General features: G+C 68.3%; 13 protein-coding genes. 8 read left to right on the top strand and 5 right to left on the bottom strand.

Annotated elements, in window-relative coordinates:
- The first annotated feature begins 19 nt into the window (after positions 1-19).
- Positions 20-418, top strand: a complete 399-nt coding sequence (locus DMB37_RS14565; RefSeq protein ID WP_240772388.1) for a hypothetical protein — start codon at positions 20-22, stop codon at positions 416-418.
- On the opposite strand, the gene DMB37_RS14560 is transcribed toward DMB37_RS14565, so the two are convergent.
- Together DMB37_RS14560 and DMB37_RS14555 are read right to left on the bottom strand one after the other, a co-directional pair.
- Entirely contained in the window at positions 415-1,923 is a 1,509-nt protein-coding gene (locus tag DMB37_RS14560; protein ID WP_135237577.1) for a PH domain-containing protein, read from the bottom strand. The two genes, DMB37_RS14565 and DMB37_RS14560, sit on opposite strands and share 4 nt — an antisense overlap.
- A gap of 59 nt (positions 1,924-1,982) precedes the next feature.
- The gene (locus DMB37_RS14555; protein ID WP_135233167.1) at positions 1,983-2,480 is read right to left on the bottom strand and encodes a PH domain-containing protein; all 498 of its coding nucleotides are present in this window, start codon (positions 2,478-2,480) and stop codon (positions 1,983-1,985) included.
- Positions 2,481-2,744: 264 nt separating this feature from the next.
- On the opposite strand from DMB37_RS14555, the gene DMB37_RS14550 reads away from it, so the two are divergent.
- From DMB37_RS14550 to DMB37_RS14530, 5 genes are all read left to right on the top strand, one after another.
- Positions 2,745-5,345 (top strand): bifunctional FO biosynthesis protein CofGH, encoded by a 2,601-nt coding sequence (locus DMB37_RS14550; RefSeq protein ID WP_135233166.1) that lies wholly within the window; start codon positions 2,745-2,747, stop codon positions 5,343-5,345.
- 261 nt (positions 5,346-5,606) lie between these two features.
- On the top strand, positions 5,607-5,930 hold the full coding sequence (gene fdxA / locus DMB37_RS14545) for a ferredoxin (protein ID WP_107659126.1): 324 nt from the start codon (positions 5,607-5,609) through the stop codon (positions 5,928-5,930).
- Positions 5,931-5,937: 7 nt separating this feature from the next.
- On the top strand, positions 5,938-7,047 hold the full coding sequence (gene dapC / locus DMB37_RS14540; RefSeq protein ID WP_135233165.1) for a succinyldiaminopimelate transaminase: 1,110 nt from the start codon (positions 5,938-5,940) through the stop codon (positions 7,045-7,047).
- 76 nt (positions 7,048-7,123) lie between these two features.
- On the top strand, positions 7,124-8,758 hold the full coding sequence (pruA, locus tag DMB37_RS14535; protein WP_135233164.1) for an L-glutamate gamma-semialdehyde dehydrogenase: 1,635 nt from the start codon (positions 7,124-7,126) through the stop codon (positions 8,756-8,758).
- Between the two features lie 5 nt (positions 8,759-8,763).
- Positions 8,764-9,720: a proline dehydrogenase family protein gene (locus DMB37_RS14530; protein WP_135237576.1), complete on the top strand. Its 957-nt coding sequence runs from the start codon at positions 8,764-8,766 to the stop codon at positions 9,718-9,720.
- A gap of 14 nt (positions 9,721-9,734) precedes the next feature.
- Here the strand turns inward: DMB37_RS14530 and DMB37_RS14525 are convergent, their stop codons facing one another.
- Positions 9,735-10,604 (bottom strand): oxygenase MpaB family protein, encoded by an 870-nt coding sequence (locus DMB37_RS14525; protein ID WP_135233163.1) that lies wholly within the window; start codon positions 10,602-10,604, stop codon positions 9,735-9,737.
- Positions 10,605-10,760: 156 nt separating this feature from the next.
- On the opposite strand from DMB37_RS14525, the gene DMB37_RS14520 reads away from it, so the two are divergent.
- Entirely contained in the window at positions 10,761-11,393 is a 633-nt protein-coding gene (locus DMB37_RS14520) for a TetR/AcrR family transcriptional regulator (protein ID WP_135233162.1), read from the top strand.
- A 40-nt stretch (positions 11,394-11,433) separates the two neighbouring features.
- On the opposite strand, the gene DMB37_RS14515 is transcribed toward DMB37_RS14520, so the two are convergent.
- A complete protein-coding gene (locus tag DMB37_RS14515; RefSeq protein WP_135233161.1) occupies positions 11,434-12,144 on the bottom strand; it encodes a hypothetical protein in 711 nt (236 codons plus the stop codon).
- Positions 12,145-12,261: 117 nt separating this feature from the next.
- The gene (locus DMB37_RS14510; RefSeq protein WP_135233160.1) at positions 12,262-13,116 is read right to left on the bottom strand and encodes an oxygenase MpaB family protein; all 855 of its coding nucleotides are present in this window, start codon (positions 13,114-13,116) and stop codon (positions 12,262-12,264) included.
- 145 nt (positions 13,117-13,261) lie between these two features.
- Here DMB37_RS14510 and DMB37_RS14505 point away from each other — a divergent pair, with 145 nt between their 5' ends.
- Positions 13,262-14,689, top strand: coding sequence for an acyl-CoA synthetase (locus DMB37_RS14505; RefSeq protein ID WP_206055251.1), 1,428 nt, complete (start codon positions 13,262-13,264; stop codon positions 14,687-14,689).
- The last annotated feature ends 2 nt before the right edge of the window (positions 14,690-14,691 follow it).

Here is a 14,691-nt window from a genome sequence, read left to right as displayed (position 1 = left end):
CGTCGACGGTCAGGTGCCCGTGACGTACCGGGAGTTACCCACCGCCGCACTGCCCTGGCTGGCGCCGCTCACCTTGGCGGTACTGGTGCTCGACGCGTTCATCACGCTCGCGTTGGAGGTGCTGTACCTGCCGTTCTACTTCGGTGGCACCGCGTTCCCGCTGTCGGGTGTGCTGGCCGGTGCCGTGAATGTCGCGCTGGTGCTCGGCGCCCGCGCCGTCTCGCCACGGACCGCCGCGATGTTCTTACCCTTGGCCGCTTGGACTTTCGGGTTCCTGCTGTGCGCGAGCACCGGTCCCGGCGGGGACATCATGCTCGCCAGCGACTGGCGCACCGTGCTGCTGCTGTGCTGCGGCCTGGTGCCGCCGCTGGTGTTCATCTACGTCCGCCTGAATTCGGGGTTGTTCAGCAAGCGTTAGCGACGGCCCAGCTGACCGGGGGTCACCGCATCGATGAGGGCCCAGGCCTCGTCGAGCGGGATATCGACCACGTGATACCGCTTCTTGCCCGCGGCGGCGGCCGCGACCAGGGTGGCGACGCCCGCCCGGCGCTGGAAGAACGTCTGCCGGACGGTCCAGCCGATCACGCCGGGGGCTTCCAGGCAGTCGCGGTCGCGGTCGAGTGAGCCCGAACGCGTGATCAGCCAGGTCGGGCTGGTGGGGGTCGCGGGGAGCACGGTGTGGCCGAGGCCGCGATAGCGGTCCTCCGCCAGCGCGAGCGCGACCGGAACCAGTAGCACGGGCACCAGCCACCACAATGGCGAAAAGTCCGCGCCCGCAACGGAAAAGGCGAGCATGACGAGCGCCGCCACGGCGATCGGCGTCAGCGTGCGGGTATGGCGCCTGCGGCGGGCGACCGGCCCGTGCGCGAGCAGCGGTGCGCTACCGGGGCTCGGGCCCCCGGCGGGCCGGGCAATGGTCTTGTCCTGGAACTCGTTCGGCGCGAGCAGGTGGCTCAGGGTGTGTTCGATGGCGGTGCGCGGCGCCTGGGGGAGGATCTTCTGGCGCGGGTTCTCCCCGACCATGATCGCCTCCAGTTCGGCGGCGCCGGCCAGGCGCAGCAGCAGCGGCTCGTTCACCGTCGCGCCGCGGAAGCGGGCCAGATCCAGGGTGATCTGGCGGGTGGTGAACAGGCCGTGCCGCAGGTGCAGCGTCCGGCCGTCGTCGGTGACCCGCAGGCCGAAATAGGTGGTCAGATAACGGGCGCAGGCGGCGAGGCTGACCACCAGTACGATCACCGCGATGAGCGCGATGGTGCCGAGGGCGATGATCACCGCGCCGCCGTTCTCCACCCGCTGCACGGCGTCGGAACGGAACAGCACCTGGCCGACGCCGTACTGGAACGCCAGACCGACGATCGGCGCGACGATCGCGAAACCCGTCAGCGACAGTGGCGCGTACCGCACCCAGCTCGGATTCCAATGGGCGATCTCGCGTCGGGGCCGTGCCTCCGGGGCTTTCGCCATCGTGACACCGGTTGGGTCAACGGTCGAATCAGGTGGCCCGGCAACGCTTTGCGGCGTTCCGGTGTGCGCGAGCAGGGCGGTACGCAGGTCGGGCACCAATCGCGCGTCCAGCGCGTCCAACTTGAACTTCTCGCCCGACTCTGCCTGCTGCCCGGTGCCGATGGCCAGCACCGCGAGCCCGAGCAGGCGGTGCAGCAGGTCCGCCTCGATGTCCACCGACCGGATCCGGGACCGCGGCACCGCCAGCTTCTTACGCTGAATCAACCCGGTGCGCAGTTCGACATGGGTCGGCCCGACCCGATAGGTGGTGGTGAACCAGCGGGTGAGCGCGAACCCGACGATCAAGATGAGCGGGAAGACACTCCACACATGATTGCCGCTGCTGGTGCCGAGGATTACCGAGCCGATCAGCACCGGAATGAACTTGATCACCTCGGTGACCGGGTGCACCAACAACATTCGCTTGTCCAGCCGCGACCACGGTTGATCCGTCTCCGGCGCGAGAGCCGCTGCCGAGTTCACGTGGCGTCTCCGCGATGCTGCGCGGCGATTCGGGTCAGCCGGGTCACCGTCTCCTCGGCCACCGGCAGGTCGAGGGCGGAGATCTGCACTGCGCCCGCGGACGAGGCGGTGGTCACCGTGACGGTGGCCAGCCCGAGCAGCCGCTCCAAGGGCCCGCGTTCGGTGTCCACCGTCTGCACCCGCGAGATCGGCGCGACCCGGCTCTCCTGCGACAGCCAGCCGACCCTGGTGTAGACCGCCTCCTCGGTGACCTCCCAGCGATGCACCGCATATCGCCACCACGGCACCACCGCGATGTTCAGCACGGCGAGCACCAGCGTCACTGAGAACACCACCAGCTGCCATCCCCGGTGCCCGGAGTCGAGGATCGCCCAGACGAGCTGCGCCGCGAACGGAACCACCCAGACCAGCGCACCCTGCACGGTCCACAGGAGTTTGGCCTTGGGGCTGGGACGCCAGGCCGGATCGGCCATGATCGTGCGCGGCTGCGACATGCTTGCCATGGTTCCATGAACTTCGGCCGCCGGGGCTGCCGATCGTGTGCGGCGCGGCGGACCTGGCAGCCGTACCACACCGGTCGCCGCGGGATTTTCCTGGCCCGGCGATGGAATAGGGCCGCGCTTCGCGCAGTTGTCAACGCTCACACGGTCCCTCGTTAGCAGAGGGCGCGTGGTGAGCGCAGCGTCCCGCCCCGGTGAGTCTCGGTCGCTACGCTCAGTCATCAGCATCGGAAGGAGACAGGTCCGGATGGTTAGCGCATGATCGAGGACGTGACTGAACTGCCGAACCCGAGCATTCCTGCTGCACCGCCTTCGCCATCGGCCATGCGGAGGGCGCTGCGGCGAGCCCGCGACGGCGTCACGTTGAACGTGGACGAGGCCGCGGTGCTGCTGCATGCGACCGGCGACGATCTGAAGGATCTGAGTCACAGCGCTGCCAGAGTGCGCGACGCGGGGCTGGAGTCGGCCGGGCGGCCGATGACGATCAGCTACTCGCGCAATGTCTTCATCCCGCTGACCCGATTGTGTCGCGACAAGTGCCACTACTGCACGTTCGTCACGGTGCCCGGCAAGCTGCGCGCCGAAGGCAAGGGCATGTTCCTGGAACCGGACGAGGTGCTCGACATCGCCCGCCGCGGCGCCGCCCTCGGCTGCAAGGAAGCCCTCTTCACGCTCGGTGACCGTCCCGAGGACCGCTGGCCCGAGGCCGCGCAGTGGCTCGACGAGCGCGGCTACGACTCCACCCTGGACTACCTGCGCGCCGTCTCGATCATGGTGCTGGAGGAGACCGGCCTGCTGCCGCATTTGAATCCGGGTGTGATGTCGTGGGAGGAGATCTCCCGGCTCAAGCCGGTCGCGCAGTCGATGGGCATGATGCTGGAGACCACCGCAACCAGGCTGTTCACCGAGAAGGGCAACTGCCACTACGGCAGCCCGGACAAGGATCCGGCGGTCCGGCTGCGCGCCATCACCGACGCCGGCAGGCTGTCGGTGCCCTACACCACCGGCCTGCTGGTCGGCATCGGCGAGACGCTGACCGAGCGCGCCGAGTCGATCATGGCGATTCGCAAGCAGCACAAGGCTTTCGGGCACATCCAAGAAGTGATCATCCAGAACTTCCGGGCCAAGGACGACACCGCCATGCGCGATGTCCCCGACGCGGGCATCGAGGAGTTCCTGGCCACCATCGCGGTGACCAGGCTGCTGCTCGGCCCGGACGTGCCGGTGCAGGCGCCGCCGAACCTGGTGTCGCACGAGGACTGCCAGGCGCTGATCGACGCGGGCATCGATGACTGGGGCGGCGTGTCGCCGGTGACGGTGGACCACGTGAATCCGGAGCGGCCGTGGCCGAACCTGGACACCCTGCGCGAGATCACCGAGGCGGCCGGTTACCAGCTGGTCGAGCGGACCTCCGCGCATCCGAAGTACGTGCGGGCAGGCAGTCCGTGGATCGATCCGCGGATCGGCGTGCATGTCGCCGCGCTGAGCGATCCGGCGACCGGCCTGGCGAACCCGGACGCGATGCCGGTCGGGCTGCCCTGGCAGGAGCCGGACCAGTCCTGGGAATCCGCAGGCCGAGTCGACCTGAACACCGCCATCGATACCGAGGGCCGCAACACCGAGAGCCGCAGCGACTCCGCGATCGGCCAGGACGTGGTCGGCGCGTTCGGTGATTGGGACACCATCCGCGAACAGGCCCGCGATCTCGCGATCGTGGCGCCGGAACGGCTCGACTCCGAGGTGCTCGCCGCGCTGCGTGCGGCCGAGAAGGACCCGGCCGGGCTCAGCGATGCCGAGTATCTGGCCTTGGCCACGGCCGACGGCGCGAACCTTGAGGCCGTCGCCGCGCTGGCCGATCAGTTGCGCCGCGACACCGTCGGCGACGACGTCACCTACGTGGTGAACCGGAACATCAACTTCACCAACATCTGCTACACCGGCTGCCGGTTCTGCGCGTTCGCCCAGCGCAAGGGTGACGCCGACGCGTTCACGCTGAGCATGGACGAGGTCGCCGACCGGGCTTGGGAGGCGCATGTCGACGGCGCCACCGAGGTCTGCATGCAGGGCGGCATCGACCCCGACCTGCCGGTCACCGGCTACGCCGACATCGTGCGGGCGGTCAAGCAGCGGGTGCCGTCGATGCACGTGCACGCGTTCAGCCCGATGGAGATCGTCAACGGCGCCTCGCGCGGCGGGCAGAGCATTCGGGACTGGCTGGTCGCGCTGAAGGAGGCCGGCCTGGACACCATTCCGGGCACCGCCGCGGAGATCCTGGACGACGAGGTGCGCTGGGTGCTCACCAAGGGCAAGCTGCCCACCTCCGCGTGGATCGAGGTGATCACCACCGCGCATCAGATCGGCCTGCGCTCCAGCTCGACCATGATGTACGGCCACGTGGACAACCCGAAGCACTGGGTCGGGCACTTGCGCGTGCTGCGCGGAATCCAGGACGAGACAGGCGGTTTCACCGAATTCGTGCTGCTGCCGTTCGTGCACCAGAGCGCGCCGCTGTACCTGGCGGGCGCCGCGCGACCCGGCCCGACGAACCGGGACAACCGGGCCGCGCACGCGCTGTCGCGGATCATGCTGCACGGCCGGATCGACAACATCCAGACCAGCTGGGTGAAGCTCGGCACCACCGGCACCAGGGTGATGCTCACCAGCGGCGCCAACGACGTCGGCGGCACGCTGATGGAGGAGACCATCTCCCGGATGGCAGGCTCGCAGCACGGCTCGGCGAAGACCGTCGCGGAACTGGTGGAAATCGCCGCGGGCATCGGACGGCCGGCCCGCGAACGGACCACCACGTACGGCATTCCGCAGCACAAGTTTTCGGCACTGCCGCTCTCGGTCGGCTAGCCGCGTAGGCTTTCGGTGGCAGTCTTCTCGGCGGGAGGGCGGCACGCGCCGACCGGGAAGCTGCCGACTGGATGGACCGGACCCGCAATGACGTGGACGGCTCCGAACAGCCTGGTCCTGACGGGGGTTTCGCAGCACGAGAAGTGGCGTGCGGAACATCTGAAGTTAGGCAAGGCTGACCCGGAGTAGCGTGGGGTGTCCGGATAGGGTTTCGCTGGGCGGACTATCCCCGCAAGGTGAGGACAGACTAGGAGAACGGCAGTGCCGTACATCATCGCTGAACCGTGCGTTGACGTGAAGGACAAGGCATGCATCGAGGAATGCCCCGTGGACTGTATCTACGAGGGTGGTCGCATGCTGTACATCCATCCCGACGAGTGCGTGGACTGTGGTGCATGTGAACCGGTGTGCCCGGTGGAGGCGATCTTCTACGAAGACGACACCCCGGACCAGTGGAGCGGCTACGTGAACGCCAACGTCGACTTCTTCAACGAGCTCGGCTCGCCCGGCGGCGCGACCAAGGTCGGCCAGGTCGACCACGACCCGCCGTTCATCAAGGAACTGCCCCCCATGGCGAGCGAGTAGCTCTGCCGTGTCCGTTCGTGGCCGGGAGAGCAGTCTGCTTCCCGATTTTCCCTGGGACACCATCGCTTCGGTGAAGGCGAAGGCGGCGACCCATCCCGGCGGGATCGTCGACCTGTCGGTCGGCACCCCGGTGGACCCGGTCGATCCGGTCATCCGCGCGGCATTGAGCGCGGCGGCCGCGGTGCCGGGTTATCCGGCTACCCACGGCACGCCGGAGCTGCGCGCGGCCGCGGTCGACGCGCTGAAGCGGCGCTACGGGATCACCGGCCTCGACCCGGCGGCGGTGCTGCCTGCGATCGGCACCAAGGAACTGATCGCCGGACTGCCTCGGTTGCTCGGTCTCGGTGCGGACGACCTGGTCGTCATCCCCGAGGTCGCCTACCCGACCTACGAGGTCGGCGCGCTGCTCGCGGGCACTCGGATCGCGCGTGCCGACGGGCTGACTCAGCTCGGTCCGCGCACGCCTGCCCTGCTGTTCGTGAACTCGCCGTCGAACCCGACCGGGCGCGTGCTCGGGGTCGACCACCTGCGCAAGGTCGTCGAGTTCGCCAGGGAGCGTGACGTGATCGTCGCCTCCGACGAGTGCTACCTCGGCCTCACCTGGGAGGGCCGGGCGGTCTCCATCCTCGATCCCGAGGTGTCCGACGGCGACCACACGAACCTCCTTGCCGTGCACTCCCTTTCGAAGACGTCCAACCTGGCCAGCTACCGGGCCGGTTTCGTCGCGGGCGATCCCGCGCTGATCGCCGAGCTGCTCGAGGTGCGCAAGCACGCGGGCATGATGGTGCCGTTCCCCATCCAGGCCGCGATGACCGCCGCGCTCAGCGACGATGCGCACGAGTCGCAGCAGCGTGAGCGATACCGGGCACGGCGGGAAATCCTGCGAAAGGCCTTGCTGGCGGCCGGTTTCCGGATCGATCACTCGGAGGCCGGACTGTACCTCTGGTCGACCCGCGGCGAACCGTGCCGGACCACCCTGGAGTGGCTCGCCGAGCGCGGCATCCTCGCCGCCCCCGGCGACTTCTACGGGCCGACCGGCGCCGAACACGTGCGGATCGCGCTGACCGCCACCGATGAGCGTATCGCCGCCGCCGCCGAACGACTGACCGCAGGCTGACCACCGCCCCGACGACACGCCGGATTACTGACGGCTGGGCCGGAGCCTCGGCAACGCCGGAGCGCTAGCCTGGGGTATGGACGCTGTCACGGTTGTTCCTACCCCGAGTAACGAGCCGGTGCATTCGTACGCGCCGGGCAGTCCCGAGCGGGAGCTGCTGGTTGCCAAGCTCGCTGAGATCGCCGCGGAATCCGTCGAGGTGCCGCTGGTGATCGGCGGTAAACACCGGCCGGGGATCGGGAAGCGGCACGATATCGTCGCGCCGCATCGGCACCGTCACGTGCTGGGAACCTATACCGATACCACGCATTCGGAAGCACAAGGCGCGATCGACGCCGCGATGGCCGCGGCCCCCGGCTGGCGCACCCTGCCGTTCGACGAGCGGGCCGCCGTTTTCCTGCGGGCCGCCGATCTGCTGGCGGGGCCGTGGCGGGAGACCCTGGCCGCGGCGACGATGCTCGGGCAGTCGAAGTCGGCGCAGCAGGCCGAGATCGACGCGCCGTGCGAGCTGGTCGACTTCTGGCGGTTCAACGTGGCGTTCGCGCGGCAGCTGATGACGCAGCAGCCGGAGTCGAGCGCGGGGGTGTGGAACCGGCTCGACTATCGGCCGCTGGAGGGTTTCGTCTACGCGATCACGCCGTTCAATTTCACCGCGATCGCCGGAAACCTGCCGACCGCGCCCGCCCTGATGGGCAATACCGTGGTGTGGAAGCCGTCGCCGACGCAGACACTGTCCGCGTTCTACACGATGCGGTTGCTCGAAGCGGCCGGCCTGCCGCCGGGGGTGATCAATATGGTGACCGGTGACGGCATCGACCTGTCCGAGGTGGCGCTGGCCGATCCGCGGCTCGCCGGGATCCATTTCACCGGGTCCACCAAGACCTTCCAGTACCTGTGGCAGCAGGTCGGCGCGAATATCGGCCGGTACCACGGTTATCCGCGGTTGGTCGGGGAGACCGGCGGCAAGGACTTCATCGTCGCGCACCCGTCGGCGGACCCGGATGCGTTGCGGGCCGCGTTGATTCGTGGCGCTTTCGAGTATCAGGGGCAGAAGTGTTCCGCCGCTTCCCGCGCTTATATCGCGCGTTCGGTCTGGCGCAAGATGGGCGACGACTTCCTGCATCTCACCGACGGGCTGACCTACGGCGACGTGGCCGATCTGTCCAATTTCGGTGGCGCACTGATCGATCGACGCGCCTTCGACAAGAACGTGGCCGCCATACGGCGCGCCAGGGACGCGGGAATCACCATCCCCGTCGGTGGCGGCTGCGACGACAGCGAAGGGTATTTCGTCCGGCCGACGGTGCTGCTCGCGGACGACCCGCACGACGAGTCTTTCGGCACCGAGTATTTCGGGCCGATCCTGTCGGTGCACGTCTACGACGACGCCGAACCCGGCGCCTACGCATCCATGCTGGCCGAGGTCGACACGGCGGCGCCGTACGCGCTCACCGGTGCGATTTTCGCCCAGGATCGGCAGGCGATCGAACAGGCGAGTGCGGCACTGCGATTCGCGGCGGGCAACTTCTACGTCAACGACAAGCCGACCGGCGCGGTGGTCGGTCAGCAGCCGTTCGGCGGTGCCCGCGCCTCCGGCACCGACGACAAAGCGGGCTCTCCGCTCAACCTGTTGCGCTGGGTGGCACCGCGCACGCTCAAGGAAACCTTCGCTCCGCCGAGCGAATACGCCTACCCGCACATGCAGGCGTGATCGAGGTGAATCCGCTGCGCCCCCTCATCCTCGCCGCGGCGGAGTCGCCGCGGTTGAAGCGGGCGCTCACCGGCATTCCGGTCACCGCCGATATCGTGCGGCGGTTCGTGGCGGGGGAGACGCGCATCGACCTGATCGGGGTGGCGCGGACGCTGTTGAACAGCGGGCGGATGGTGAGCGTGGACTTCCTCGGGGAGAACACCACCGACCGGAATCAGGCGGAGGCCACAGTGGCCGAATATCTGTCGCTGATCAATGATTTGGCCGCGCTGGACCGGCCTGTCCTGCCGGGGATCGCGGTGCCGCCGGTAGAGGTGTCGGTAAAGCTGTCCGCGCTGGGCCAGGCCCTGCCGGTGGACGGTCCGGCGATCGCCACGGAGAACCTGCGCATCCTGTGCACCAAGGCCGCGCAGGCCGATGTGTGGGTGACCGTCGACGCCGAAGACCACACCACCACCGAGGCCACGCTGGCTACCGTGCGGGAGCTGCGGTGCGAATTCCCGTGGCTCGGTGCGGTTTTGCAGGCGTACCTGCACCGGACCGAGTCGGACTGCCGCGAAATGTCCGGGTCTGGATCGCGAATCCGGTTGTGCAAGGGCGCCTATCGGGAACCGCCCGAGGTCGCCTTCCAGCGCGCGAGCGAGGTGACCGACTCGTATCTGCGCTGCCTCGAAGTGCTCATGCGTGGCGAGGGTTATCCGATGGTCGCCTCGCACGACCCGGTGCCGATCGCCGCCGCGGCGGATCTCGCGGCGCAAAGAGGCCGAGACGCAGATCGTTTCGAGTACCAGATGCTGTACGGCATCCGCTCTCCCGAGCAACAGCGGTTGGCCGCGGCGGGTAGCGCGGTGCGGGTTTATGTGCCCTACGGCAGCCAGTGGTACGGCTATCTGACCAGGCGGCTGGCCGAGCGGCCCGCCAACCTGGCGTTCTTCCTGCGCGCCCTGGTCAGCAAATCCTGAAGGCCCGAAAGTTCCTACACCAGCGGCTTTCCCAGTCGCATCCGCCTACGCAGGTCGAACAGGTAGATATTCAACGGAAACAGCCGCGCCTGCTTCGGCAGCCGGTTGTGTACGAGGGAGATGCCTCGCAGCAACCGATCGAAGCGGGCCTGGTCGCGTTCGGTCCAGGTCATCCGCATCTCGTCGCGCACATGCTGCGGCAGCAGCCCGGCCACGATGAACCGCTGCAGCTTGGCGAAGGTGAATCGGACTGGGCGCGGCATCATTTCGAGGTCGATGAGGCCGTCGAAGTAGTCGCGCAGGGCGGGCTCGATGCGGTGCTGCGCCAGGGTCTGCTCCCACCACGGGAAGAACTCGGCGCGGCTGGCGGGCCACATCTCCGGCCGCATCTGCAGAGTGGTGCCGAGTCGCGCGCTGTACTGGTAGAGCGCCTCGGCTACCGCCGGATCCAGCGGTCCGTGCATGCGGGTGTAGAGGTCTTCGATGCCCCAGTAGATGGTGCCCGCCACCCACAACTGCAGTTTCGGGTCGAAGGCGTTGTACTTGACCGGGCTCTGCGGGCCGGAGCGGATGGGGCGGTGCGAGCGGTTGACCGCCTCGCGGTAGGCCACGCGCTCTTCGTCGGAGCCCATCATCGCGACGGCGATGTAGGTCAGTGTGGTGCGCAACCGCTTGACCGGGTGCAGGGTGACCTTGCCGCTGTCCACGGTGCTCTCCAGCACGCCGCGGCCGACCGGTCGCAAGCTCAGCTGCATGATCACGTTGGCGGTGCCGCCGAGGAAGGCTGCGAGACCGTCCATGTACTGCTCGACGCTGTCCGGCGTGAGGGGCTCGGCGAGCTGCGGAACCGGGTCGTGCGCGGGGGTGCGCAGCGGTGCGGTCATCGTTGACCTCGTCTTTCTGTGGCCGGACGCGCCGCAGGCGGGCGAACGGATGAGAAGGTTCTTAACTCACTTTCTCACTGCCTCGTCGGCTGTGTCAATGATGCGCTGCAATGGTTCTTGTGTCATCGTTTCGGCGACCCGGATAGGCTGACAGGCATGGCGAGGCTGAGCAGACTGCTGCCGCTGGTGCGGAGCGCCGGTCCGGAAGACCGCAACCAGGCCCGCGTGCTCGACGCCGCGATGCTGGCCTTCCTCGACTTCGGCATCAAGCGCACGAGCATGGTCGAGGTGGCCCGGCGCTGCGGTCTCTCGCTGGCCACGCTGTATCGCCGCTTCGCCAGCAAGTCCGATCTGATCGAGGCGGTCGGGTTGCGGCAGACGCGCGAGTTCGTCGAGGAGGTCGACGCCGCCCTGCAGCGGCAGGTCGATCGCGACGCCGGCGCACAAGAACAGATCATCGAGCTGTTCGCCGCGTTCATCACCGGCCTGCGGAACAACCGGCTCGTGCACCGGCTGCTGGCGACCGAACCCGAGTTGGTGCTGCCGTATCTCACCACCAAGGGCGCGCCGGTCCTCGAGCTCGGCCGGGACTACGTGGCCGAGTTCATCGCCCGGTTGCAGCAGGAGGGCAAGTTGCCTCCATACGATCCGGAGCCACTGGCGGAGATGATCGCGCGCACGGCGTTGTCGCTGGCATTGACGCCGCAGACCGTGATTCCGCTGCACGACGACGCGGCGATCCGGCAGTTCGCGCGCGATCACGTGGTGGTGTCGTTCCGGGTGCCCTGAAATCCGTTCTGCCGCACAGTGATCGGTTGGATAGGCGGAGCTACTCGGTTACGAGCAAGCCGACCGTGGCCATCGGGAACGCGGCCATCAGGTCGAGGGTCTGTTCGGCGGCGGTGCCGTGGGTGTGCGCGACCACCACGAAGCCGGTGCCGTACGAGGCGGAGGCGACGTCGGGCGGGCCGATGTCCGACCAGCCCCACTTGGTGCCGCGCACGAACGGCCAGCGGGCGGTGCCCCAATCCTGTTCGGTGCCGTCGGCGGCGGTGGCGCCCGCCGCGGCCATCCATTCGAAGATCGGCGAACCCGGGTCGGTGCGCAGCTTCGTGATCAGGAAGTCGGCCACGTCCGCGGTGCTCGTCGCGGCCAGGCCCCACTCGCCGAAGGACTGAGTATCGGACAGCTCGTACTCGGCAGCGACGGCGTCGATCGCTTGCGGATACTTGGCCTCGATCGCGCTCGCGGCGCCGTCGTCGGAGTAACGGATCATGTGTTCGGCGAGTTCGCGATCGTGCTCCGCGCCGTCGCCGTGCCGCAGGGCGTAGTCGGCCAGGTACAGCTTGACCAGCGACAGTGCCGCACGGGACTCGTGCTCGTTCGGGGTGCTCCAGTCGCTGCCGCCTGCCACGGTGCGGAACGAGAGGGCGGTGCGTGGCGGCACCAGGTCGGGCTCGAACGGTTTCGCACCGGCGGTGGGTGGGTGAAAAGCGAAGCAGAGTGCAATGGCGAGCACCGCGATGGTCCCACGGTTCACGAGTCCTCCTAGCCGCGTCCCCTTTGTGCCGAATGCCCGTCTCAGTCGAGATAACACTGCTCGACGCCGAAAAGTCGGCAGGACATGCGTGGGTTCGGCGGATTTGTGCCCGGAGGGCTACACCAGGCGCAGGCCGAGCTTGCGGCGGAGGCGGAAGTCGAGCAGGTAGGCGTTGACCGGGAACAATCGGGCCGGGCGGGGGAGCAGGGTCGCTGCGGTGCCGACGGTGCGCAGGATGTGGGCGAGGGCGCGGTCCTCGCGTGCGGACCAGGTGAAACCCATCTGGTCGCGGAGATGTTCGGGGAGCAGGCCGATGACGAAGAAGCGGTGGATCCGCGCGAAAGGCAGCCGCAGCGGTAAGGGCAGCATCTTCAGATCGACCAGATCGTGGAAATAGTCGCGGATCGGCGGATCGATCGCGGTCCTGGCCAGATGCTGATTCCAGTAGGCGGCAAAGGCTTTCCGGTCGGCGGGCCACATGTCCGGGCGCACCTGCAAGGTGGTGCCGAGGCGGGCGCTGTGTCGATAGAAGGCGTCGGCGGTCGCCTCGTCCATCGGCCCGTGCAGCCGCGCATAGGTGTCCTGCGCACCCCAGTACAAGCAGGCGGCCACCCACAATTGCAGGTCGGGATCGAAGGCGTTGTAGCGCACCGGGCTCGACGCGGTCGAATGCACCGGGCGATGGGAACGGTTGACGGCGTCGCGGTAGTCGGCTCGCTCGGCGTCCGTGCCGAGCATGGCCACGGCGAGATAGGTGATGGTCGTGCGCAACCGCTTGATCGGGTGCAGCATGACATTCCCGCTGTCGACGGTGCTCTCCAGGACGCCGTAGCCGACCGGCCGGGTGCTTAGCTGCATGATGACGTTCGCGGCCCCAGCGAGCAGGCCGGCGATGCCGTCGATGAACTGCGTGATGTCGAGCTCGTCCGGCGGTGCGGCGTCGGGCGTCGGTGCGCGAAGTGGCCTGGTCATCGTTGACCCCTGTCTCATTGAGAAGGCTATGCGGCAACTGTCTCACCGCCTCATCCGCTGTGTCAACCGTCACATCAACGGGTATTTGCGGGTTCTGGGCCGAGGTTCCGGGAGCACGGCGAGGTGCGGGAAGTAGTTTGGGCGCATGTCGTTCGGTCCGCCCTTGCTGCTCAGTTCCCTGCACCCGCTCGCCGTCGCCAGCGGTGCGGACATCCCGGATGCCGTCACCATCGACGGGGTGACGCTGTCGCGCAGCGATCTACTCGGCGCCGCGACCTCGGTCGCCGAACGCGTGGCCAGGGCCGATCGGGTCGCGGTACTCGCCGAGCCGACGGTGACCACGGTGCTCGCGGTGGTCGGCTGCCTGATCGCCGGCGTGACCGTGGTTCCGGTGCCGCCGGATTCGGGCACCGCCGAGCTCGCGCACATCCTGGCCGACTCCGGAGCACAGGCCTGGCTCGGAAAGGCTCCTGCGGGCAGCGAGTTGCCGGTCGTGCCGGTGCGGGTGCACGCCAGGTCGTGGCATACCTATCCCGAACCCGACGCCGCGACAACCGCTTTCGTGCTCTACACGTCCGGGACGACCGGCTTGCCGAAAGGTGTCGTGCTCAGCCGCGGCGCCATCGCGGCCGGGTTGGATGCGCTCGCCGACGCGTGGGCCTGGACGGCGAATGACGTACTGGTGCACGGGCTTCCGCTGTTCCACGTGCACGGACTGATCCTCGGGTTGCTCGGCCCGCTGCGGGTCGGTAGTCCGCTCGTGCACACCGGCAAGCCGACCCCGCAGGCGTATGCCGCCGCGCCGGGCACGCTGTATTTCGGGGTGCCGACGGTGTGGTCGCGGATCGTCGAAGACCCCGACGCCGCAAAGCAATTGGCCGCTGCCCGGCTGCTCGTCTCCGGTAGCGCGCCGTTGCCGGTTCCGGTGTTCGAGCGGTTGCGCGAACTCACCGGACACGCGCCGATCGAGCGCTACGGCATGAGCGAAACCATGATCACGCTGTCCACCCGCGCCGACGGTGAGCGCCGTCCCGGCTGGGTCGGTACCCCGGTGCAGGGTGTACGAACGCGGCTGCGCGACGAGTCCGGCGCCGATGTCGCGCACGACGGCGAAAGTATCGGCGGGCTCCAGGTTTCCGGCCCGATGCTCTTCGACGGATACCTCAACCGGCCCGACGCCACCGCCGACAGCTGGACCGAGGACGGGTGGTTCAAGACCGGCGATGTCGCGGCGATCGATCCGGACGGCTTCCACCGCATCGTCGGCCGGGAATCGGTCGACCTCATCAAGTCCGGTGGTTACCGCATCGGTGCGGGCGAAGTGGAGACCGTGCTGCTCGGCCACCCCGAGGTAGCCGAGGTCGCCGTCGTCGGCCTCCCCGACCCCGACCTCGGCCAGCGCATCGCCGCTTTCGTCGTATTACGCGGCACCGCACCGGACTCGATCGAGCAGGACCTGGTCGCCCATGTCGCCGAACAACTCTCGAACCACAAACGCCCCCGGGAAATCCGCGTGGTCGACTCGCTGCCCCGCAACGCGATGGGCAAGGTGCAGAAGAAGCGCCTCACCTGACC

It is taken from the genome of Nocardia sp. CS682, from assembly GCF_004634405.1.
Taxonomy (GTDB): domain Bacteria; phylum Actinomycetota; class Actinomycetes; order Mycobacteriales; family Mycobacteriaceae; genus Nocardia; species Nocardia ninae.
This window is presented reverse-complemented; position numbering and strand designations above follow the sequence as displayed.